This is a genomic window from Caulobacter sp. GW821-FHT12F03, assembly GCF_058806855.1.
The window spans coordinates 1-21,999 of the sequence record NZ_JBXAQC010000001.1 but is presented as its reverse complement, the minus strand read 5'-3'; the positions used below and the strand labels follow the sequence as shown (position 1 = coordinate 21,999).

The 21,999-nt window shown below is 66.9% G+C and carries 15 protein-coding genes; 5 read left to right on the top strand and 10 right to left on the bottom strand.

Translation table 11 applies throughout. From position 1 onward, the window contains the following. Positions 1-202 precede the first annotated feature (202 nt). A complete protein-coding gene (uvrB, locus tag AC1RN0_RS00075; RefSeq protein WP_492785379.1) occupies positions 203-2,452 on the top strand; it encodes an excinuclease ABC subunit UvrB in 2,250 nt (749 codons plus the stop codon). A gap of 72 nt (positions 2,453-2,524) precedes the next feature. Here uvrB and AC1RN0_RS00070 read toward each other — a convergent pair whose 3' ends face one another. The 4 genes from AC1RN0_RS00070 to AC1RN0_RS00055 form a co-directional block, all read right to left on the bottom strand. Continuing rightward, a complete protein-coding gene (locus AC1RN0_RS00070; protein WP_492785378.1) occupies positions 2,525-3,157 on the bottom strand; it encodes an HNH endonuclease in 633 nt (210 codons plus the stop codon). Further along, the gene (locus tag AC1RN0_RS00065) at positions 3,154-4,650 is read right to left on the bottom strand and encodes an AAA family ATPase (protein WP_492785377.1); all 1,497 of its coding nucleotides are present in this window, start codon (positions 4,648-4,650) and stop codon (positions 3,154-3,156) included. The genes AC1RN0_RS00070 and AC1RN0_RS00065 overlap by 4 nt, the downstream gene beginning before the upstream one ends. A gap of 883 nt (positions 4,651-5,533) precedes the next feature. Continuing rightward, positions 5,534-5,983, bottom strand: coding sequence for a tellurite resistance TerB family protein (locus AC1RN0_RS00060; protein ID WP_492785376.1), 450 nt, complete (start codon positions 5,981-5,983; stop codon positions 5,534-5,536). A gap of 175 nt (positions 5,984-6,158) precedes the next feature. Further along, entirely contained in the window at positions 6,159-6,377 is a 219-nt protein-coding gene (locus AC1RN0_RS00055; RefSeq protein WP_492785375.1) for a DUF4287 domain-containing protein, read from the bottom strand. Positions 6,378-6,721: 344 nt separating this feature from the next. On the opposite strand from AC1RN0_RS00055, the gene AC1RN0_RS00050 reads away from it, so the two are divergent. After that, complete coding sequence (locus AC1RN0_RS00050; RefSeq protein WP_492785374.1) at positions 6,722-7,414, top strand: hypothetical protein; 693 nt, start codon at positions 6,722-6,724, stop codon at positions 7,412-7,414. Between the two features lie 176 nt (positions 7,415-7,590). Here the strand turns inward: AC1RN0_RS00050 and AC1RN0_RS00045 are convergent, their stop codons facing one another. After that, positions 7,591-7,905: a YbjQ family protein gene (locus AC1RN0_RS00045; protein ID WP_492785373.1), complete on the bottom strand. Its 315-nt coding sequence runs from the start codon at positions 7,903-7,905 to the stop codon at positions 7,591-7,593. A 231-nt stretch (positions 7,906-8,136) separates the two neighbouring features. Here AC1RN0_RS00045 and AC1RN0_RS00040 point away from each other — a divergent pair, with 231 nt between their 5' ends. After that, a complete protein-coding gene (locus AC1RN0_RS00040; RefSeq protein WP_492785372.1) occupies positions 8,137-9,660 on the top strand; it encodes an MFS transporter in 1,524 nt (507 codons plus the stop codon). On the opposite strand, the gene AC1RN0_RS00035 is transcribed toward AC1RN0_RS00040, so the two are convergent. Next, positions 9,641-10,888, bottom strand: a complete 1,248-nt coding sequence (locus tag AC1RN0_RS00035) for a serine hydrolase domain-containing protein (protein ID WP_492785371.1) — start codon at positions 10,886-10,888, stop codon at positions 9,641-9,643. The two genes, AC1RN0_RS00040 and AC1RN0_RS00035, sit on opposite strands and share 20 nt — an antisense overlap. A 106-nt stretch (positions 10,889-10,994) precedes the next feature. Between AC1RN0_RS00035 and AC1RN0_RS00030 the strand changes: the two genes are divergently transcribed. Beyond that, the gene (locus AC1RN0_RS00030; RefSeq protein WP_492785370.1) at positions 10,995-12,908 is read left to right on the top strand and encodes a hybrid sensor histidine kinase/response regulator; all 1,914 of its coding nucleotides are present in this window, start codon (positions 10,995-10,997) and stop codon (positions 12,906-12,908) included. Positions 12,909-13,063: 155 nt separating this feature from the next. Then, positions 13,064-14,302, top strand: a complete 1,239-nt coding sequence (locus AC1RN0_RS00025; RefSeq protein ID WP_492785369.1) for a TetR/AcrR family transcriptional regulator — start codon at positions 13,064-13,066, stop codon at positions 14,300-14,302. Positions 14,303-14,372: 70 nt separating this feature from the next. Here the strand turns inward: AC1RN0_RS00025 and AC1RN0_RS00020 are convergent, their stop codons facing one another. The 4 genes from AC1RN0_RS00020 to zwf all read right to left on the bottom strand — a co-directional run bounded on the left by AC1RN0_RS00020 (position 14,373) and on the right by zwf (position 21,826). Then, complete coding sequence (locus AC1RN0_RS00020; protein ID WP_492785368.1) at positions 14,373-17,405, bottom strand: TonB-dependent receptor; 3,033 nt, start codon at positions 17,403-17,405, stop codon at positions 14,373-14,375. A gap of 470 nt (positions 17,406-17,875) precedes the next feature. Beyond that, a complete protein-coding gene (edd, locus tag AC1RN0_RS00015; protein WP_492785367.1) occupies positions 17,876-19,669 on the bottom strand; it encodes a phosphogluconate dehydratase in 1,794 nt (597 codons plus the stop codon). Positions 19,670-19,686: 17 nt separating this feature from the next. After that, positions 19,687-20,379 (bottom strand): 6-phosphogluconolactonase, encoded by a 693-nt coding sequence (gene pgl, locus AC1RN0_RS00010; protein ID WP_492785366.1) that lies wholly within the window; start codon positions 20,377-20,379, stop codon positions 19,687-19,689. Beyond that, positions 20,372-21,826: a glucose-6-phosphate dehydrogenase gene (zwf, locus tag AC1RN0_RS00005; RefSeq protein WP_492785365.1), complete on the bottom strand. Its 1,455-nt coding sequence runs from the start codon at positions 21,824-21,826 to the stop codon at positions 20,372-20,374. Before zwf ends, pgl begins: the two co-directional genes overlap by 8 nt. Positions 21,827-21,999 lie beyond the last annotated feature (173 nt).

Below are 21,999 nucleotides of genomic sequence, written 5' to 3'. Positions count from 1 at the left end.
GCTCATCCCGGCGAAGGCCGGGACCCAGGTTTTTTCGCGAACACGCCGACCGTTGCGGAAAAATCAAAAACGCCTGGGTCCCGGCCTTCGCCGGGATGAGCGGGTTTGTGCGCCTCCCGCCAACCCACCGCCACCCTGCTGCCACACCCCTGTCAGCAGCGGCCCCTAGCCATCCCGCCCCCGCCGCCCTACGTTCCTGTTCATGGCCCGTTCCCCCGAGATCCAGGCAGGCGTCGAGGACGTCTCCGCCGCCTTCGTGCATGACCTGGCCAACGCCGCCACCCCGCCGATGTGGGCCCCGCACCGGCCGCAGCGGCCGGCCAAGTCCGAGGGCGGCATCCCGTTCCGGCTGGTCAGCGAGTACAGCCCGGCCGGCGACCAGCCGACGGCGATCCGCGACCTCGTCGAGGGCATCAAGGCCCGCGAGCACGACCAGGTGCTGCTCGGCGTCACCGGCTCGGGCAAGACCTTCACCATGGCCAGCATCATCGCCGAGACCCAGCGGCCGGCCCTGATCCTGGCCCCGAACAAGACCCTCGCGGCCCAGCTCTACAGCGAGTTCAAGAGCTACTTCCCGGACAACGCGGTCGAGTATTTCGTCAGCTACTACGACTACTACCAGCCGGAGGCCTACGTTCCGCGCACGGACACCTTCATCGAGAAGGACTCCAGCCGCAACGAGCAGATCGACCGCATGCGCCACAGCGCCACCCGCGCGGTGCTGGAGCGCGACGACGTGATCATCGTCGCCTCGGTCAGCTGCATCTACGGGATCGGCTCGGTCGAGACCTACACGGCCATGACCTTCGAGCTGGCGGTCGGCCAGAAGATCGACGACCGCCAGCTGGTCGCCGACCTGGTCGCCCAGCAGTACAAGCGCAACGACGCGGCCTTCGAGCGCGGCACCTTCCGCAAGCGCGGCGACACGATCGAGATCTTCCCCGCCCACTACGAGGACCGCGCCTGGCGCGTCGGGCTGTTCGGCGACGAGATCGAGACGATCCAGGAGTTCGACCCGCTGACCGGCCGCAAGACCGCCGACCTGCCGTCGGTGAAGATCTACGCCAACAGCCACTACGTCACGCCGCGCCCGACGCTCAACCAGGCCATCACCCACATCAAGGCCGAGCTCAAGGAGCGCCTCGACTGGATGATCGCCAACGGCAAGCTGCTGGAGGCACAGCGCCTCGAACAGCGCACCCGCTTCGACATCGAGATGATCGAGACCACCGGCAGCTGCGCCGGCATCGAGAACTACAGCCGCTACCTGACCGGCCGCCGGCCGGGCGAGCCGCCGCCGACCTTCTTCGAATACATCCCCGACAACGCCCTTCTGTTCTGCGACGAGAGCCACCAGACGGTGCCGCAGATCGGGGCCATGTACCGCGGCGACTACCGCCGCAAATGGACGCTGGCCGAGTACGGCTTCCGCCTGCCCAGCGCCCTCGATAACCGCCCGCTCAAGTTCGAGGAGTGGGAGGCTATGCGGCCGCAGACGGTCCACGTCAGCGCCACCCCCGGCCCGTGGGAGATGGACAAGGCCGGCGGCGTGTTCGCCGAGCAGGTCATCCGCCCGACCGGCCTGATCGACCCGCCGGTCGAGGTCCGCCCGGTCACGAAGGACAACGCCAGCCAGGTCGACGACGTCATCGCCGAGGCCCGCGAGATGGCCGCCCGCGGCTATCGCACCCTGGTCACGGTCCTGACCAAGAAGATGGCCGAGGACCTCACCGAATACATGCACGAGCAGGGCCTGCGCGTGCGCTACATGCACAGCGACGTCGACACCCTCGAGCGCATCGAGATCATCCGCGACCTGCGCCTGGGCGCCTTCGACATCCTCATCGGCATCAACCTGCTGCGCGAGGGTCTCGACATCCCCGAGTGCGGCCTGGTGGCCATCCTCGACGCCGACAAGGAGGGCTTCCTCCGCTCGGAAACCAGCCTGATCCAGACCATCGGCCGCGCCGCCCGCAACGTCGACGGCAAGGTGATCCTCTACGCCGACCGCATCACCGGCAGCATGGAGCGCGCGATGGGCGAGACCCAGCGCCGCCGCGACAAGCAGCACGCCTGGAACCTCGAACAGGGCATCACGCCCGAGAGCGTCAAGAGCCGCATCAAGGAGATCCTCGCCAGCCCCTACGAGCGCGGCGACCGCGTCAACATCGACGTCGGCGTGGCCGAGGACGCCCGGCCGTTCCTCGGCTCCAACTTCCAGGCGACCCTACGCGACCTCGAAACAAAGATGCGCGAAGCCGCCGGCAACCTCGAGTTCGAGACCGCCGCGAGACTGCGCGACGAGATCAAGCGCCTGAAGATGATGGACCTGGAATTCGCCAACGACCTGATGACGGCCGAGGGCGAAACGGCCGACAAGGCCGCGCCGATGCGCGAGCGGAAGGCGGCCCGGGCGGAGGCGCAGGAGCGGTTCAGGAAGGGGAAGCTGTAGGGGGGCGGGCCCTAACCTCTGACCGAGGAAATCGGACCGGACCCCTATCGTGGTGCGCCGACTACGCCGCCATTAGTCGTCACCGATGCCAGCCACAATTACGGCAAGCTCTGCCAATGCTGTCTCTTTTACCGCCTTCTTTCCAAATATCAGACGATCCACAAGTTCTTCAAATCTCTCATCGTCCATCTCACGTCGCGCCCCAATAGCCATCTTTGCAAATCGATGAAGAGCACAGTCCAGAATCGTCTTGGATCCCTTTTTGCTTTTGGACCAGTATATATAACTCCCCACCTTCCCAAGGTGATCGTCCCATTGATCAAAATGGGGGTGAAATATATTGTACGCTCCGGATGTCGTTGGAAATCTCACGCGATCATCTCGATCCAGTGACTTTTTTTCACCCTTGTTGGTGTTACAGTCCGGGCAACAAATAGCGAGATTTCTCGGTTCAAATAGGAACTTCGGATACACACTCTTCGGTATTATATGATCACAACTCCACACCAGCATATTATCGCTTAATGTTATTGACTTACAGTAGCAACAACGATAATTCTGTTCCTTTATATAATGCCTCTTGATGGACTCTTTTATTCCAGCGGCACCGGGATCGGACCAATATCCCGATCCGAGATTCTCAACATTATCTATAAAATGCTTTACGACAGATTTTTCCGCTTTCGAATAAACGACTGGGTTCATTTTTCACCCGCTAAATTTCGCGCGTGTTCCAATTCCTTAATTACCGCGGCCACTTCTCCGCCGTCATCGACATTCGAATATATGCTCGAAAGCCCCTTAACTATATATCCGAACTCATTCGACAGTATCATTCCATCAGCCGCCAGCCGGACGGCTCGAACGATTTCCTCTCTGACGAATAAATTGCCATCTCCGGGTGAGCGAAAAACCTTTGCCAAGACATAGTCCGGAGATTGCCCCGACGCGATCGCCGCATTGGTAGTTTCACTACTATCTAGTGAAATTATGGCCGCCTTATCCGGTAAATCCGAAATGATGATTGGTGAATGCGTTGCTATTATGAAATGGCATCCATTGTATTCACTGAAAATAGAAGTCAATAAATCAACATATTTCGCCTGCCACTCCGGGTGAAGGCTGATTTCCGGCTCATCAATGAGAATGAGACTATTATCCTCCATAACAGACGCTAGGCCCGCGAATAAAGATACGATACTAAGCTCGCCTGAACTAGCCCGTGAAATATCGACCTCGCCGCCCCCCTTCCTAATCAATTTCATCGATCGCATGCTAATCAACCCAATCCTTCGTAGGTTGTTTAGACCAATCAGCAATCCAATATTCTCGCTCGGATCCTCCAAGTTCATATAGAGATTCAAACTTCCGGATGGGGTCAGATTTTCAATCTGGAAAAAGGCGTCGCTAATTGTCTTCTCTGATATTTTGTACCTAGCAGCTTGGCGTTTTAAGCGATCCAATTCTCGTTGGGCAGCAACACTTAAGTTGGAGATTGTCTCCCGCTCGCCAATCCGCTCAAGCCATCCCGATCTTCCACGAACATATTCGGCGATCTCGCGCGTTGCTCTCATAGAGTAAGTTACAAGAATTGCGGGATCATAATTTAGAAAACGAAATACTCTCGCTACACGGCGCTGCCGAACTACGGAGTCGTCGCCCTCGCTGACCAGATTCGATAGAGTTTCGAATAGGAAACGCGCCGTAGATGAGCGTCCGGTCCTATCCTTCAATCCCATGTATCGATATATGTCGTTGTCGTTCCGCTGAATTGGTTGAAGCGGAAATTTGTCGAAGGGCGTTGTCGTTAGCGCAATAACGCGCGCTGGAGCGGCAAGGTCGGAATTGCCGCCGAGCGATCCGTCAACTAATTCACTTTTTATTCTTCCAGTAGTATTGAGAATTTCACATCTATGGTCACAATTGGAATATGATATTGATCGAAACTCTCCCCTGTCCGTTTCAGATTGTGGGTAGTATTTTGATTTCAAGCTAAGGAAGTAATTTGCAATACCCTTTAGAAGGCTACTCTTTCCGGTTCCGTTATTTCCAATAATGACTGAAACGCGGGCCCCGCCTCGACCGATTGCTTCACTAGAGAAAGAGATGGTGCGACCGTACTCGTCTCCAGGGATTTTCTGGTATCGGGGGTCATGATCGTGAAGGCTGACCGTCCCCAACTCAAATCCACCTGCCATGGCCTTTAATCCTCCCTGCCCGTTCGCTTCGAGGTTGCAGGAATGCCGCGTGTAGTAAAGACCCCCTGCGTGGGTGGTCTTGATCGTTGAGCGCGCGCGCCCACCACCCCTTCATTTCATGCCGAGACGATCGCCGGGCGGGCCAGTTTCGTCGCGGCGTCGGCCGGTGGCCGCCGCATGCGGCGCGAAGATCGCGCCGCCGCTCCTTAACTCGAGGGCGCTGCGCGTCGCGCAGCGACAGGCCCGCAGGGTCTGCGTCGGCGGACCAACCTGGACCGTCCGGCACGCTGGCCCGCATGAGATCAAGGGCCATCCCCCTTCCCGGTCGATGGGGAAGGGGCGGGGATGGGGGGGGCCCCAACCCCGCGCGACGTGACGGCCGTCCTTCCGGATCGCGCCGGCTCCGCCGTCGAGGGACGGATCCGGATCGTCCGGCGCGTCATCCGTTCGGGATTTCGGGACCGCCTATCCGATCCTGCCGGCGGGACGCCCCGCCTGATCGCACCGCGGGCAGACATCCCCGAACCGGCTGCTTCCACACTTCTGGCAGTATCTCTTTCCACACCTGCCGCATTCGAAGACGGCGGCTCCGCGCGTCGTGTTCCCGCAGCCGCTCGGACATCTGGAATACTGTGACATGGGGGTCTCCGGGTGGTCTTGTTCGAGCGTGCGGCCTACCGTCCGGCGCCGCACCTGGGACAGGTTGCGAGCCTGTTGGGAACCGAAGCGCCACAGCTCCGGCACTTCCAGGATTCCGGCCGTCCCGGCGGCCCCTCCATTCCCGCTCCATGAATCGGAGACGCCAATAGCCTGGCGAGGTTCTTCATCGCGAAAACCCATTCTTTCGGGGTTGGCGGACTTGCAGGTCGAGCGACGCGGGCGCCTAGGCCCCTTCGGTGTGCTGCATGATGGAGACGGCTTCAACGAGCATTCGGGCCCTCTCGGGCGCGATCGCGAGCCAGCCGACCAGGTTCTCGACGGTCCGCTGTTCCTTCTGGCCCACGTGGCCATCGCTGAAGACGAGGCGGACCGCCGAAATGAACGCCGTTTCGCGCAGGCCCGGCGAGAGGAAGTCGCGCGCCTTCTCGCATGCGGATTGCGCCCCCAAGTCCTCCACCAGACGAATGGCCTTCAGGATGATTTCGGTGTCCCGATCCATGCTGTTCCGCGCGTAGATCGGGCTCCAGACACAGATCGACCGAATCTGACGGACCTCGTCATCGTCAATCGATCCGTCGGCCAACATGCCCGCGACCATGGGGATCATCACGGCGGTCCCCACATCGAGGCTCGTATCCGCCCCACGCCCCATAAGCCCAGAAAACAGACCCATCGCCCCCTCCGGTGACACAGCTTATGGAGTCATTAAGGCTGTTTTTCTCTCTTGAGTCGAGTCCCGGATAACATGGTTTTGCGGATATGCAGCGCGGCGGCGGCGCGTTCGGCGGCGCCAGGCGCCGGCCCGAATGTGATCAACGACGACCCACGTCTCCGCGATGGAGAAGGGTTCAGTCCGCCTTCCCCTTCAGCAGCGCCACGATGGCCATGGCGTGGCCGTGCCCCAGATCGAAGTCGTCCTTCAGCCACTGGACGATCTGGCCGGCCTTGACGCCGGGGCGCAGGCCGGCGGCGTCGGCGAAGCCCTTGTCGGCGGCCATGGCCCTGAAGTCGGCGGGGGTCTTGCCGGTCTTCGCCTGGATGTTGTCGAGGTAGGCCTGGAAACTCATGACGGCATCATCGCCCGGCGGGGCGGAGGGTCAAGTCCGCCGATCCTCCCCACGCAGTGGGGAGGGGGACCGCCGGGACGGCGGTGGAGGGGCGGCGCCGGGTTGGCCGGACAAGCCTGAATTCAGGATGGGGCCGTTCGCGTTCGCGCCGCCCCTCCACCCTCCTTAGCCGCTTCGCGGCGACGGAGGGTCCCCCTCTCCCTCCGGGAGAGGAATGAGCGCGGTGGTGAAGATGGACTCTGAAGACGCATAAACCCGCGACATCGCACGACATTCCCGGGACTCCCCGACCGGAAACACCGCCGCGAACCCCCGCCCCTCCGGCCGGCCGCATAATGCCCGGCATGAAAGCCCATCCGACCAGCACCTACGTCACCGCCTCCCGCCGGACCTGGGAGATGATCCGGGCGGCCTATCTGTCGGGGTTGTCGGCGCCGACGGTGGCGGCGCGGTTCGGGGTTTCGGTGTCGGGGCTGCGCAAGCGGGCGCAGCGCGAGGGCTGGACCAAGCGGGCCCAGGCCAACTGGCGCGGCGGGGTGCAGGTCGGGCCGCCGTCGCCCTGGCCGGACCCGGCGCCCGCCGCCGCCTCGCCGCCGCCCGTCCCGGCGCCGGGACCGGACGACCTGCCGTTCGACCACGCCAACCTCTACGCCCTCGCCGTGCCGCCCGCGTCGCTCGACGCCGGGGCCGTGGCGCGCAAGGCCCTGTCGCTGGCCATGACGGCCCTGACGCGCGGCCGCAGCGCCGACGCCCTGCGCCTGGCCCGCGCCGCCGGCCTGATCGCCAAACTGGACGAGGTGGTGCCGCAATCGTGGGAGGTCGACGACGCCGACGAGGTCCAGTCGAGACATTCGGCCCTGCAGGACCTGGCCTTCAACATCGCCGGCGAGCTGGCCGAGGCCCTGATGGCCGGCAAGGGCGAGATCCTGCCCGCCTACCTCGAACGCGCCCGCCAATGGCGGCGCAACCTCGGCCTGCCGGAGGACTATGTCAGCCCGGGCGGGGGGAGCGAGGCGGAGCGGGAGGCGGAGCCGTGACACCTACCCCTCCCGCGCTCATTCCTCCCCGCTTGCGGGGAGGGGGACCAGCCGGAGGCTGGTGGAGGGGTCAGCGCCGGCCGGGCCGGAAAGACCCGACTTCACGCTGGCGTTCGCGCCGGCCCCTCCACCACGCTCCGCGTGGTCCCCCTCCCCGCTTCGCGGAGAGGAATGTCCTACTCCACCACCACCGCGGTCCCGTAGGCCAGCACCTCGGTGATGCCGTCCATGATCTCGTTGGCGTCGTAGCGCATGCCGATGATGGCGTTGGCGCCCATCTCGCGGGCGTGTTCGACGAGGTGGTCGTAGGCCTCGGCGCGGGCCGTCTCGGCCAGGCTGACGTAGATCGACAGCTTGCCGCCGAAGATCGCCTGGATGCCGCCGCCGAGGTTGCCCAGCACGCTGCGCGAGCGGACGGTGATGCCGCGCACCAGGCCGATGTGGCGGACGATGATGTGGCCGGGGATGTCGTTGGTGGTCGAGACCATCATGGGGGTCGGGCTCCGGGGTTGATCGTGCGGGGTCGCCCCGCGCGCCGCGGCTCACCCCGACGGCCAGTCTATACGTCTTCCCGGGCCGGGCCGAAGGGGCGTGTCGAAGGCCGCGCGCGCCGCAAACCACGCCGCGCCGCCGTTCTTGCGATTGACTCGCACCGCAACCGTACTCCACCTTCGAAACCGACCCGCGACGTCAGAGCGTGGGCGATGCGGGAGGATACTTGCATGACGGACGACGCGCGCGCGACCGGCGGGACCGGAGGCCACGTCGCCGGGCCGGGGCCGCGGCCCCGGGTCGGGCTGGGCACGCGGATGCTCTACGGCTTCGGCTCGATCGCCTACGGCATCAAGGACAACGGTTTCCGCGTCTTCCTGCTGCTGTTCTACAACCAGGTCATCGGCCTGCCGGCGTCGAAGGTGGCGCTGGCGATCATGGTGGCCATGCTGGTCGACTGCCTGATCGATCCGGTCATCGGCCATGTGTCGGACCACTGGCGCGGCCGCTGGGGCCGCCGGCACCCGTTCATGTACGCCTCGGCCCTGCCGGTAGCGCTGTCGTTCCTGCTGCTGTGGAACCCGCCGGACTGGGACCATGACGCGCTGTTCTGGTACCTGGTGGTGGTGGCGGTGATCATCCGCACCTTCATCACCCTCTACGAGATCCCCTCCTCGGCCATGTCGGCCGAGCTGACCACCGACTACACCGAGCGCTCGGCGATCCTCGGCTGGCGGTTCTTCTTCGGCTGGTGGGGCGGGCTGGCGCTGACGGTGGTGATGTTCTTCGTCTTCCTGCAGCCGACGCCCGACTACCCGATCGGCCAGCTGAACCGCGACGGCTATTCCCACTACGGCTATCTGGCCGCGGCGCTGATGTTCATCTCGATCGTCGTCTCGGCGGCCGGCACCCACCGCTTCATCCCCTGGCTGCCGCAGCCGAAGCCGGACCGGGGCCTGAGCCTTGCCCAGACGGTTAAGGAAGTCGGCAAGACCCTCGCTATCCGGCCGTTCATCGCCATTACCGGGGTCGGCCTGCTGGCGGCCATCGCCCAGGGCGTCAGCTTCTCGCTGACCTTCTACTTCTCGACCTACTTCTGGGAGCTGAACTCGGCCTGGACCGGCCTGCTGGTGATGGACAGCTTCATCTCCTCCTCGATCGCCCTGGTCGCGGCGCCGATGCTGACGAAGCGCTCGGGCAAGAAGCTGGGCGGCGCGATCCTGCTGGCGGCCTCGGTGCTCGTCGGCTTCCTCCCGATGATGCTGCGGCTGCTCGGCCTGTTCCCCGACAACGGCGAGATGATCGCCGGCACGGCCATCCCGACCATCGTGCCCTGGCTGTTCCTCGACGGCGTGGTGCGCGGCATCCTCGGCATCACCGCCTCGATCCTGATCACCGCCATGCTGGCCGACGTGGTCGAGTACAGCGAGCAGCGCACCGGCCGCCGCAACGAGGGCCTGTTCTTCGCCTTCACCAGCCTGGTGCAGAAGGCGGTGTCGGGCGTGGGCGTGATGGTCGCGGGGGTGATCCTGACGCTGGTCAGCTTCCCCCAGGGGGTCAAGCCGGCCGACGTCGACCCCGAGGTGATCCGCAACCTGGCGCTGGTCTACATGCCGACGCTGGCGATCCTCTACGGCGGCGCCCTGGCGGCGATGACCGCCTACAACATCACCCGCGCGGGCCACGAGGCCACGGTGGCCGAGCTGGCGGCCCGCGTCGAAGCCGCGGAGGCCGCTAGCCCGCCACTTCCGTAAGCGCCGCGTAGACGAGCGTCCGCAGCTCGCGCCGCACCGGGTAGGCCGACGACGGCAGCAGCTGGGTCAGGAACACCACGGCCAGGTCCTCGAGCGGATCGACCCAGAAGAAGGTGCTGGCCGCGCCGCCCCAGAAGAAGTCGCCCTTGCTGCCGGCCAGCATGGTCGCCGCCGGGTCGATGGTCACCCCGAAGCCAAGGCCGAACCCGACCCCGGCGTAGGTCGCCTCGCTGAACAGCGACTTCGACATCTGGGTCAGGTCCTTGCCGCCGGGCAGGTGGTTGGAGGCCATCAGCTGCAGCGTCTTGGGGCCCAGCAGCCGGACGCCGTCCAGTTCCCCGCCGTTCAGCAGCATGCGGGCGAACCGCATGTAGTCGTCGGCGGTGCTGACCAGCCCGCCGCCGCCGGAGTGGAACTGGGTCTCGGTCAGGTAGGGGCTGACGGCCGGATCATCCTGCAGCTTGGGCGCGCCCTGGAGCACCGACTTGGACCCCAGCACGCCCGCCGCGTAGCAGGCCGTCAGCCGGTCAGCCTTGTCGGCCGGCACGGTGAAGCTGGTGTCGACCATCCCGAGCGGCCCGAAGATCCGCTCCTGCAGGAACCGCGCGAACGGCACGCCGCTGATCTTGCCGACGAGGTAGCCCAGCACGTCGGTGCTGACCGAGTAGTTCCAGGCGTCGCCCGGCGAGAACTGCAGCGGGATCGTCGCCAGCGTGGCGATGAACTCGTCGAGCGTGCCGTGGCGCAGGTCCTCGCCCACCTTCAACTTGCGATAGGCGGCGTCGATGTTGCCCTGCATCTGGAAGCCGTAGGTCAGGCCGCTGGTGTGGCGCAGCAGGTCGATGACCAGCATCGGCCGGGCCGGCGGCGTGGTCGCCCAGCCGGCGTCGGTCCCGGCGGCGAACACCCCGAGGTTCGCCCACTCCGGGATGTATTTCGCCACCGGATCGTCGAGCGCGACCAGCCCCTCCTCGACCAGCATCATGAAGGCCACCGAGGTGACCGGCTTGGTCATCGAGTAGATGCGGAACAGCGAGTCGGCCGCCAGCGGCTTGCCCCGCTCGCGGTCGGCCAGGCCCAGCGTCGTCTCGTAGGCCAGATGCCCGCGCCGCCAGACCTGCACCTGGGCGCAGGGCAGCTTGCCGCTGTCGATGTAGCGCTGCTTCAGGAACGGCGCGATCCGCGCCAGACGGTCGGACGAGAGGCCCAGATTTTCCGGTTTGGTCACGCGTTCATCTCCCTGGAGCATCCATTTCCAATATCGAAGCCCCGGTATGCCGCAACCCTAACTTTACCAAACCTGCCCTAGGGTGAGCCCACAAAGAGGAAACCCCATGCTCGGACAAACGAGGGCGAACGCCCCATCCGAACTCGACATCGAGGCCGCGCGCTGGTTTTTCCAGAACTCGGTCGACATTTTCGTCCTCATTCGGGGCGGGATGATCTCGCGGATCAATCCGGCCTGGACGGAGGTTTCCGGCTGGTCGGCCGAGGATACGGTCGGCCGCCCGATCGAGGATTTCATCCACCCCGGCGACGCGGCCATCGTCAAGGGTCTGGTCGGTGATCTGATCGCCGTCGGCGAGGCGCGCGCCGAACACCGGCTGCTGCGCAAGGACGGCGAGGTGCTGTGGGTCCGGGCGCGGGTCAAGCGCGGCGGCGGCGACGCCGCCATCGTCGTGCTGCAGGACGTGACCGCCGAACACCAGCGCGCGGCCGAAAGCGCCGACGCCGCCCGCACCAACGACCTGCTGCGTGAGGCGGCCGGCGTGTTCGTCTGGCGCTTCGACCCGGAGACGGGCCTCTACGACATCGACACCGACCTCTCGAAGGCCGGCGCGCCGGGCGCCTCGGGCAGCCGCACGATCACCGCCGACGAGATGACCTCGGAGATCCATCCCGACGACCAGGCGCGGGTCGGCGAGGCCTTCTTCCACACCCTGGCCACCGGCGAACCGCGGGTGGTCGAGTACCGCCATTTCCGCGCGGAAGACGGCGGCTGGGCGCGGCTGCGGGCGGCCTGGCGAGGCCTGCGCCGGCGGCCGTCCGGTCGCTGGGATGTTCTGGGCCTGACCCAGGACGTCAGCGAAGTCGCCGAGGCGCGCGACGCGGCCCTCGACGCGGCCGAGGCCAAGGCCCAGTTCCTGGCCAACATGAGCCACGAGATCCGCACGCCGATGAACGGCGTGCTCGGCGTGCTGCATCTGCTCAAGAGCGAGAAGCTGTCAGACGACGGCCGCCAGCTGCTCGACGAGGCGGTCGGCTGCGGCCAGATGCTGGCGGAACTGCTCAACGACGTGATCGACTTTTCCAAGATCGAGGCCGGACGGCTGGAGTTTACGCCCGAGCCGGTTGATCCGGCCGCCCTGCTCGACAGCGTCGCGGGCCTGCTCCGGCCGCAGGCGGCGAGTCGCGGCCTGTGGCTGACGACCCACGTGGAGCCGGGCCTCGGCTGGGCTTCCGTCGACCCCGTCCGGCTGCGCCAGATCCTGTTCAACCTGATCGGCAACGCGGTGAAGTTCACCCTGACCGGCGGCATCGACGCCCGGCTCAGCCGCGTCGAGGGCGCCGGCGACAACCGCCTGCGGATCGAGATCCGCGACACCGGCGTGGGCATCGCGCCCGGCGCGCAGAACGACCTGTTCCAGCGCTTCCACCAGGCCGACGGCTCGACCACGCGTCGGTTCGGCGGTTCGGGCCTGGGCCTGGCGATCAGCCGCCGGCTGGCCGAGCTGATGGGCGGCGAGATCGGCTTCGAGAGCCGGCTGGGCGAGGGCTCGACCTTCTGGATCGAGGTGGTCGCACCCGCCGTCGCCGTCCCGGCCGCGGAGGCCGCGGAGGCCGAAGGCCTGCTGGAGGGCCTGCGCGTGCTGGTGGTCGAGGACAATCCGACCAACCGCCTGATCGCCACCCGCATGCTGGAGCAGCTCGGGGCCCAGGTTGAAACCGCCGACGACGGCCTGCGCGGCGTCGAGGCGGCCGGCCGGTCCGCCTTCGACCTGATCTTCATGGATGTCCAGATGCCGGTGATGGACGGCGTCGAGGCGACGCGGCGGATTCGCGCCCTGCCCGAGCCGGTCCGCTCGACGCCGATCCTGGCGATGACCGCCAACGCCCTGTCACATCAGGCGGAAGCCTATCTGGCGGCGGGCATGAACGGCATCGTCGCCAAGCCCCTGTCGCCGACGGCGCTGATCGCCCAGATCATGGCCATCGTCGCCGATCCGGATCACGAACAGGCGGCTTGAGACGCTTCGACGCGGTTTGCGGCGGCGCCCGGCGCGGAACGGCCTTTCCTTAGCCACACCGAGCATTCTAGGCTGCGCCGCAACCGGAAAGCGAAGAGACCCGTCATGGCCTGGCCCGCCCCAACCCCTGTCGTCGCCATCGCGGAGCCGGCGGCTTGAGCGCGCAGCCCGAAATCCCCGGCACGGCCGCCACCGCCCGCTACGCCGCCAAGAAGGAAGCCATCCTCACCGCCGCCACCAACATCCTCAACCGCCAGGGGGTGAAGGGCATGACCCTGGCCGACGTGGCGGCCGAGGTCGGGCTGATCACCACCTCGGTGACCTACTACTACCGGCGCAAGGAAGACCTCGCCGCCGCCTGCTTCATCCGCGGCATCGCCATCTTCAACGGCCTGGCGGTCGAAGCCGCCGCCGCGCCGGGCGCCCGCGCCCGGCTGGCCCGGTTTCTAGAACTGTTCTTTGATCTGGTGCGCCGCATCCGCGCCCGGGAGGCCCCGCCGATCGTCGCCTTCAGCGAGATGCGCGCCCTGAAGGAGCCGCTGCGGACCCAGGTGGCGGACGCCTTCAATGATCTGTTCCGCAGCGTGCGCGGCGTCTTCGATGACCCGGAGTTCTCGGGCCTCGACCGGCGCGAGGCCACGGCGCGGACCCATCTGTTGCTGGAGCAGGCCTTCTGGACGGTCACCTGGCTGCCCCGCTACGACATCGAGGACTATCCGCGCCTGCGGGACCGGATGTTCGACATCCTGTCCGGCGGCCTGGCGGTCGGCGCCCGCGCCTGGGCCCCGCCCGCCCTGCCCGAGCCGGTGCGCGGCGAGCCGTCCGGACCGGACGTCAACCACGAGACCTTCCTGGTCGCCGCCACCCGGCTGATCAACCGCAAGGGCTATCGCGGAGCGTCGGTGGAGGACATCTCGGCCGAGCTGAACGTCACCAAGGGCAGTTTCTATCATCACCACGAAGCCAAAGATGACCTGGTCGCCGCCTGCTTCGAACGGACCTTCGGCGTCATGCGCGGCATCCAGGTCGCGGCGCGCGAGCTGAAGGTCGACCAGTGGACCCGGCTGGCCGCCGCCGCCTCCGCTCTGGTCGAATACCAGCTGTCGGACAGCGGACCGCTGCTGCGCGCCTCGGCGATGACGGCCCTGCCCGAGGACCTGAGATTCGAGACAGTCGAGCGCTACAACCGTGTCTCCGACCGCTTCGCCGGGATGATCTCGGACGGCATCGCGGAAGGCTCGATCCGGCCCGTCGATCCGCTGGTCGCTGCGCACATGCTGAGCTCGACGATCAACGCCGCCGCCTCGCTGGACCAGTGGGTTCCCGGGCTGGAGCGCGGGGAGGCCGCGGCCCTGTTCGCCCGCCCGCTGCTGCTGGGTGTCTTCACCCGCTAGCCGACGTTCCGGACAAAAAAAGGGGGCGGCCGAAGCCGCCCCTGAAGGTGAATCCCGGAACCGGGGGGGATTAGAACTTCTTGGTCAGGCTGAACTTCCAGGTGCGACCCAGGCCGCTGGCCGTGAACGGGTCGTAGTTCAGGTCCAGTCGGGCGAAGGGCGGATCCTTGTCGAACAGGTTGTCCACCGAGGCGGTGAGCGTCGTGTCCCAAGGCAGGAAGACCCGATAGGCGAGATCGGTCGTGACGAAGGCGTCGATGATCTTGCCGTTGGGCTGCCCCACCGCCACGCCGGCCGTCGTTTTGTAAGGGATGGAGGTGCAGGGCGCGACGACGGCGGTACAGAAGATGCTGATCCGCTGGTCGGTGTAGCTGTCGATGTAGCGCACCGTCAGACGCAGGTTGTGCGGTCCGTTGGTGTACTCCGCATAGACGCTGCCCTTCCACTGCGGCAGCGGGTAGGCCGTGGTCTGGTAGTTCAACAGGCCGACCGCGTCGAAGGCCGGAGCAACGGTGACGCCGGCGACGTCCGTGGCTTCGGTCTTGTACTCGATGACGTAGGTGGCCGTGCCGCCGATGCCGAGGCTGCCGCCCAGGAAATCATCGAAGGTATAGTCGGCGATCACGTCGATGCCGGAGGTCTTCACCCCGGCGCCGTTGACCGTCTCGGTCCGCAGACGCTGGATTTCACCCGACGCCGTGGCGGCCGGGCTGGCCAGCGCATTGAACTGGGCGCAGGTCTTGCCGCTCGAGAAGGTGAAGCGGTTGAAGATCGGGCCCGCTCCGGCGCAGTTGAGCTGGGCGCCGGCGCCGATGCCGTTGCTGAACAGCTTGCTGACCATGCCGGCGACAGGATCGGTGGTGATCGGGTCCTGGAAGTCGAAGTTCCAGTAGTCGACCGTCGCCTTGAAGTTGCCGACTTCGAAGATGCCGCCGACGCTGTAGGTCGTGGCGGTTTCCGGAGACAGGTTCGGGTTGCCGTAGATGTCGACCGCCCGGAACGTGCCGTTGATCGACTGCAGCGAGGTGATGAAGTCGCTGTTCAGCGAAACCGGCGGCGGCGCCCGGAAGGTGGTGCCGATCGAGCCGCGCAGGGCGAAGCCATCGACCACCTGCCAGCGGACCGACAGTTTCGGATCGAAGGTCGACCCGACGGCGCCGTCATAGCTCTCGTAACGCGCCGCGATGGTGGCGTTGAAGTTGTCGGTGAACGGCAGCACCACTTCGGTGAAGGCCGACTTCACCTCCTGCTTCAGGTCAGCATTGCTGCCCACGCCGAGGAAGGCGAACGGACCCTGGCCCTGGCCGGTGGCGCAGGTCAGCGTGCCGGTGATGGGCGTATCGAGGCAGGGATTCTTGGCCCGGTTGGAGATGTCGTTGTAGGTGGCCTCGAAGGTCGACCGGCGATACTGCATGCCGAACGCCCACTTGGACTCGCCGCCCGGGAGCTCCCAGCCCAGGTTGCCGCTGAACAGGCCCTCGACGACGAACAGACCGCTGGTCTGGGTCGTTTCGAGCTTCTGGAAGAACCAGCGGGTCAGCGCGGCGCTGTTGGCCAGCGCCGGGTTGAAGGTAGTGCCGCCCTGGCCGGTGATGGCGTTGCCCGGGATTGACGACGAGAAGGGGTTGGCCCACTCGCAGGTCGATCCGGCGTTGCCCGCGACGATGCCGTTACAATTGGCGCCGCCGAGACCCCGCAGGGCCAGCTCATAGCGGTTGACGACGGTGTCATAGCCCGTGCGATTGCCGCGCTCCTCGCCGTAGGAGATCGAGAAGTCCCAGTTGACCGCGTTGTTCCACTCGCCGCTCAGGTCCGCGGCGAGGCGGTAGGCCTTGAAGTTCCGCGAGCCTTCCGAGGGGCCGTAGCCGAACATCGGGTTGCCGCCCATTGCGTACGGCCGGTTGGCGACCATCAGCACGCCCGCCGCGAGGGACGCCGAAGGCAGGCTGGAAGCGGCGCCGGTGGCCAGCGAGCTGGTGGCGATGTTCCCCGGATGCGCGGCGATGTAGGCCTGCAGGCCGGGGTTCGTTCCGGGCACATAGTAGCGACCGGGGACCGGCGAGACCGTCGACGTCGGGGCGGCGAGGAGCGCGTACGACGGCGATGTCTTCCACTCCGGCACGTCGGTGCTGGCGTACAGACCTTCGATATGCAGCTTGGTCGTATCGCTCAGGTTCGCGTTGAACTCGCCGTAGAGCTGGTAGCGATCTTCCAGTTCGACGAGGTTGTCATACTGGTTGTACTGCCAGTAGCAGACAGGGGTCAGGCCGCTGAAGCCTGCGTAGCCGCCGAGCGGCGTGCACTGATCGTCGCGGAAAGCCGTCGTAGACGCCGCGAGCGGGATGATCGTCGACGGGTTGCCCGCCGCCGACCATCCGCCTTCAGGGTTGGTCAGATAGGGCAGGCTGGCCCAGTCGCGATCCTTGATGCCCAGCTCGGACCGGTGTTGCCAGCCGGCGCTGAGCAGAAGGTTCGAGTTATCCCCCTGCCAGCCGTAGATCATGCTGGCGGTGTAGTCGCCGTCCGAGGCGTCGATCGCCTTGTAGCTGGCGCTCAGCTCCATGCCCTCGAAGTCAGTGCGGGTGATGAAGTTGACCACGCCGGCGATGGCGTCGGAGCCGTAGGTGGCCGCGGCGCCGTCCTTGAGCACCTCGACCCGGCCAATGGCGGCGGACGGGATGATGTTAGTGTCCACCGCGCCCGCGCCGGCGAGGGCGAACGGGTTGATCGGCAGGCGCCGGCCGTTCATCAGCACCAGGGTCCGCGTGGGACCGAGACCCCGCAGGTTGACCGAGCCCGAACCTTCCGAGCCCTGGGCGCGGGAGTCGAACTGGTTGGTGTCGCCGAGGACGCCGTTGGAGACCGACAGGCCCTTCAGCAGTTCAACGGTGGTGGGGGAACCCTGTTTCGCCAATTCCTCGGCGCCGATGACATCCACCGGCAGCGCGGCGTCCTCGGGCGTGCCCGCGATCAGCGAGCCGGTGACGACGATCGCTTCGACTTCCGTCGGTTGTGCGGCCTGCGCGGAGGCGGATGAAACCGCTCCCAGCGACAAGGCCATGGCGAGGACGGAGCCCCCGGCCAGGTAGCCTATTTTTCGCATGATAACCCTCCCTGTTTTCTCCCATGCCGGCCCGTCTTGTTTGTTTCGAATGACGGTTACGGCGTTATCGCTCGCGCTACGGTCCTCCTGAGGATCGCGTAGACGCACGCGGCTTTGCCTCCGGCGACAACGCCGCCGGGGGATTCATGTGAAGAGGTTTGGAGAGTGAGTCGCTCCGGCGGGCGGAAAACGCCCGTTTTGCAGACCCGATCCTGGTGCGCGACAGAAGCGTCAACCAGCCCCCTCAAGGCTTGTGGCGCTGTCCGGACGCTCCGGCGCGTCATTACGACGCGAGCCGAATGGTCCGTCAGCCAACATGTTTCGATGATGCGGTATGATCTGCCCGAACGTCAACCGGACTCGCATACCAGCGTCCAACAATTGCAGCGCAGCAATTCGGGCCGTTTTCCCGCCACAATAGGGCCGCGCCGCCGCCACGCGACCGTTCGCCGCAGGTCGATGCCGGACGTCTAGAACAGCGACGACGCGCCGGCGTCGGACGCCCCGACCGATCGCCGGAACACGTCGAACAGCTCGCGGCCATAGCCCTCGCCGCCCGCCGGCGTGGGGGCCGGGTCGCGTCCCGTGAGATCGGCCTCGATCTCCAGGACCCCGGCCGCGCAATCCAGCCGGATCATGTCGCCGTCCCGCACCAGGGCCAGCGGACCGCCGGCGGCGGCCTCGGGCGTCAGGTGGATGGCCGCCGGCACCTTGCCCGAGGCGCCTGACATGCGGCCGTCGGTGACCAGCGCCACGCTGTACCCGCGGTCCTGCAGCACCGACAACACGGGCGACAGGCCGTGCAGTTCGGGCATGCCGTTGGCGCGCGGCCCCTGGAAGCGGACGACGGCGACCAGGTCCCTGTTCAGGTCCCCCGCGCGGAACGCCGCCTGCAGCGCTTCCTGGGTCTCGAAGACGACGGCCGGCGCGCGAACCGTCCGATGGGACGGGGCGACGGCGGAAACCTTGATCACCGCCCGGCCGAGCCCGCCGGCCAGCTGGCGGATGCCGCCCTCGGACTCGAACGGATCGGCGACGGGCCGCAGGATGGCGCGATCGAGGCTCTCGACGGCCCCGTCGCGCCAGACCAGCGCCTGGCCGTCCAGATGCGGCTCCTGCCGATAGCGATGAAGCCCCCGGCCGGCTACGGTCAGGACATCGTCATGGACCAGTCCGGCCCCGAGCAGTTCGCGCACGACGAAGGCCATGCCCCCGGCGGCGTGGAACTGGTTCACGTCGGCCGAGCCGTTGGGATAGACGCGGGCCAGCAGCGGCGTCGCCCGCGACAGGTCGTCGAAGTCCTCCAGCCGCAGCAGGATGCCCGCCGCCCGCGCCACGGCGACCAGATGCAGCACATGGTTGGTCGAGCCGCCCGTCGCCATCAGCCCGACCAGGCCGTTGACCACGGCCTTCTCGTCGACGACGTGGCCGGCCGGCGTCCATTGGGCCGAGCGCGGCCCGATCTCCGCGCAGCGCCGGGCCGCCGCGGCGACCAGGGCGTCGCGCAGCGGCGTGTCGGGATGGATGAAGGCCGACCCCGGCAGGTGCAGCCCCATCATCTCCATCAGCATCTGGTTGGAGTTGGCCGTGCCGTAGAAGGTGCAGGTGCCCGGCCCGTGGTAGCTGGCCTGTTCGGCGGCCAGCAGCTCGTCCCGGCCGACCTTGCCCTCGGCGAACAGGGCGCGGACCTTGGCCTTCTCGGAATTGGGCAGACCCGAGCTCATCGGCCCGGCGGGCACGAAGATCGCCGGCAGATGGCCGAACGACAGCGCCCCGATGGCCAGGCCCGGCACGATCTTGTCGCAGACCCCGAGGTAGAGGGCCCCGTCGAATGCGTCGTGGCTCAGGGCGATGCCGGTCGCCATGGCGATCACATCGCGGCTGAACAGGCTGAGCTCCATGCCCGGCCGCCCCTGGGTGACCCCGTCGCACATGGCCGGCACCCCGCCGGCGAACTGGGCCGTCGCCCCGACCTCGCGGGCCGCCGCCTTGATCAGGGCCGGATAGCGCTCCAGCGGCTGATGGGCGCTGAGCATGTCGTTGTAGGCCGAGACGATGCCGAGGTTCGGCGCGTTCGGATCCAGCGCCTTGAGCCGGTCGCCCGGGTCCGAGGCGGCGAAGGCGTGGGCCCAGTTGGCGCAGCTGAGCTTGGCGCGGCCGGGGTTGTCGCCCCGCGCGCCGTCGATCCGGGCCAGATAGGCGGCGCGGGTCTCCGCGCTGCGCGCGATGATGCGGTCGGTGACAGCCTGAACGACGGGATGCATCGGCGTCTCCTTGGACACTAGGGCGACCAGATCACGCGCACGGGCATGCCCTCGGCCGCCCTGAACAACGCATGGATCGGCAGGTCGTCCCGTTCCTCGATGATCCGGCGCTTGGCCTCGCCCCGGATCAGCACGAGGATCAGGAACGCCTGCCGCAGCGCGTAGAGAGTCAGGCTCAGCCGATCGATCGCCGGCGCGGGCTCGCCGGCCGGCACGGCGATGACGAGGCTGCCGCCCAGCGGGTCCAGCCCCTCCTCCAGCACGGGGCTGCCGGGGAACAGCGAGGCGATGTGGCCGTCCTCGCCCATGCCCAGCAGCACGACATCGGCCGGGAACAGGTCCTCCAGCGCCATCTCGGCCGCCTCGGCGGCGTCCTCGGCCGTGGCGGCGTCCGACCACAGGGGCACGAAGCGGGCGGCGGCCGCCTCCCCGACCATCAGCCGCTCGCGCAGCTGGCGTTCGTTGGACTCCGGAGAGGTGGGCGGGACCCAGCGCTCGTCGGACAGGGTCACGCTGACCTTCTCCCACGGAATGGGCAGGGTCGAGAGCAGGTCGTAGACGGGGCCGGGTGACGACCCGCCCGTGCCGACGAACACCGCGCGGTCGCTCTCTGCCAGACCCGCGGCCAGCCAGTCGGCGATCGCCTCGGCGGCGGCCAGGGCGGCCTCCTCGGCCGTCTCGCAGAGTTCGATGTCGGGGCGGCTATTCATTCCACGACCGGCCGGACCGCTCGATCAGGGCGAAGGCGCCGCCGGGGCCCCAGGAGCCGGCCGCATAGGGCTTGGGCGTCATGCCGGCCTCGACCCAGGCGTCGGCCACGCCGTCGACGAACCGCCAGGCCGCCTCGACCTCGTCGTTGCGCACGAACAGGGTCTGGTCGCCGCGCAGGGCGTCCAGCAGCAGCCGCTCATAGGCGATGCGCCGGCGGCCGCCCTCCTCGCCCAGCGCCTTGGCGAGGCTGAGCGACAACGGCAGCGGCTGCAGGCGCATGGAGTCCTGCGTCAGGCCCGGCCGCTTGTTCATGATGGTCAGGGAGATGTCCTCGTCAGGCTGCAGCTCGATGACCAGTCGGTTGGCCTCCAGGTCGCCGACCGCGGCCCCGCCGAAGATCGAATGGGGCACCGGCTTGAACTGGATGACGATCTGGGTGCAGCGCTCGGCCATCCGCTTGCCGGTGCGCAGGAAGAACGGCACCCCGGCCCAGCGCCAGTTGTCTATCCAGGCGGTCAGGGCGACGAAGGTCTCGGTCGAGGTCGGCCGGCCGACCTCGCTCTCGTAGCTCTTCACCGCCTGGCCATCGACCACCCCGTCGCCGTACTGGCCGCGCACGCTATCGCTGGTCGCCGAGGCGCGGGTGAACGGGCGCAGCGAGCGCAGCACCTTGACCTTCTCGTTGCGCACCGCGTCCGGCTCGAGATCCGACGGCGGCTCCATGGCCACCAGGCAGAGCAGCTGCAGCATGTGGTTCTGCAACATGTCGCGGATCGCGCCGTAGTCGTCGTAGTAGGGCCAGCGGTCGCCGACGCCGTGCGTCTCGGCCACGGTGATCTGCACATGGTCGATGCTGCGGCTGGTCCACAGCGGCTCGAACAGGGTGTTGGCGAAGCGCAGGGCGATCAGGTTCTGCACCGTCTCCTTGCCCAGGTAGTGGTCGATCCGGAAGACCCGGGTCTCGGGCACGGCGGCGGCGATCGCCGCGTTGATCCGCCGCGAGCTTTCCAGGTCCCGGCCGATCGGCTTTTCCAGCACCAGCCGGGTCCGCGCGCCGGTCAGACCCGCGCACCGCAGCGCCTCGGTCACCGGCGCGAACAGGCTGGGCGACAGGGCGTAGAAGAACACCAGGTCGCCGTGGGCGCCGATCCGCTCGGCCAGCGCCTTCGCCCCCTCCGGCTTGCCGGCGTCGGCGGCGCAGTAGTCGAGCCGCGCGCTCAGCCGGTCCCAGCCGGCGGCGTCGAACACGTCGCGCGTCTCGAGATCGGCCTTCACCTCGGCGCGATAGCTGTCGGCGTTCCCCTGCGCCCGGCCGACGGCGATGATCCGCAGCCCCTTGGGCAGCAGGTGGTCGAGCTCGAGATGGAACAGCGACGGCAGCAGCATGCGCATCGCCAGATCGCCCGCGCCGCCGAGGAGGACGAGTACGGGGGCGGATTCAGGCATGACAGCTCCTTCGCGGGCAGGTCCCTGTCTTAACCGGGGCGCGGCGTTCCGTCAGCGCTTGAAGGCCGGAAGGGTTCAAGTTTCGCCCCACCGCCCAAGAAAAAGCCCCCCGGTGTTTCCACCGGAGGGCCTGATCTTTCGTCAGCGATGTCGCTGATCGTGGAGTGACTACT

Excerpts from the sequence above, each read along its gene's own strand:
- uvrB (WP_492785379.1), top strand. The coding sequence starts at position 203 with ATGGCCCGTTCCCCCGAGATCCAGGCAGGCGTCGAGGACGTCTCCGCC.
- AC1RN0_RS00070 (WP_492785378.1), bottom strand. The coding sequence starts at position 3,157 with ATGAACCCAGTCGTTTATTCGAAAGCGGAAAAATCTGTCGTAAAGCAT.
- AC1RN0_RS00065 (WP_492785377.1), bottom strand. The coding sequence starts at position 4,650 with ATGGCAGGTGGATTTGAGTTGGGGACGGTCAGCCTTCACGATCATGAC.
- AC1RN0_RS00060 (WP_492785376.1), bottom strand. The coding sequence starts at position 5,983 with ATGGGTCTGTTTTCTGGGCTTATGGGGCGTGGGGCGGATACGAGCCTC.
- AC1RN0_RS00055 (WP_492785375.1), bottom strand. The coding sequence starts at position 6,377 with ATGAGTTTCCAGGCCTACCTCGACAACATCCAGGCGAAGACCGGCAAG.
- AC1RN0_RS00050 (WP_492785374.1), top strand. The coding sequence starts at position 6,722 with ATGAAAGCCCATCCGACCAGCACCTACGTCACCGCCTCCCGCCGGACC.
- AC1RN0_RS00045 (WP_492785373.1), bottom strand. The coding sequence starts at position 7,905 with ATGATGGTCTCGACCACCAACGACATCCCCGGCCACATCATCGTCCGC.
- AC1RN0_RS00040 (WP_492785372.1), top strand. The coding sequence starts at position 8,137 with ATGACGGACGACGCGCGCGCGACCGGCGGGACCGGAGGCCACGTCGCC.
- AC1RN0_RS00030 (WP_492785370.1), top strand. The coding sequence starts at position 10,995 with ATGCTCGGACAAACGAGGGCGAACGCCCCATCCGAACTCGACATCGAG.
- AC1RN0_RS00020 (WP_492785368.1), bottom strand. The coding sequence starts at position 17,405 with ATGCGAAAAATAGGCTACCTGGCCGGGGGCTCCGTCCTCGCCATGGCC.
- edd (WP_492785367.1), bottom strand. The coding sequence starts at position 19,669 with ATGCATCCCGTCGTTCAGGCTGTCACCGACCGCATCATCGCGCGCAGC.
- pgl (WP_492785366.1), bottom strand. The coding sequence starts at position 20,379 with ATGAATAGCCGCCCCGACATCGAACTCTGCGAGACGGCCGAGGAGGCC.
- zwf (WP_492785365.1), bottom strand. The coding sequence starts at position 21,826 with ATGCCTGAATCCGCCCCCGTACTCGTCCTCCTCGGCGGCGCGGGCGAT.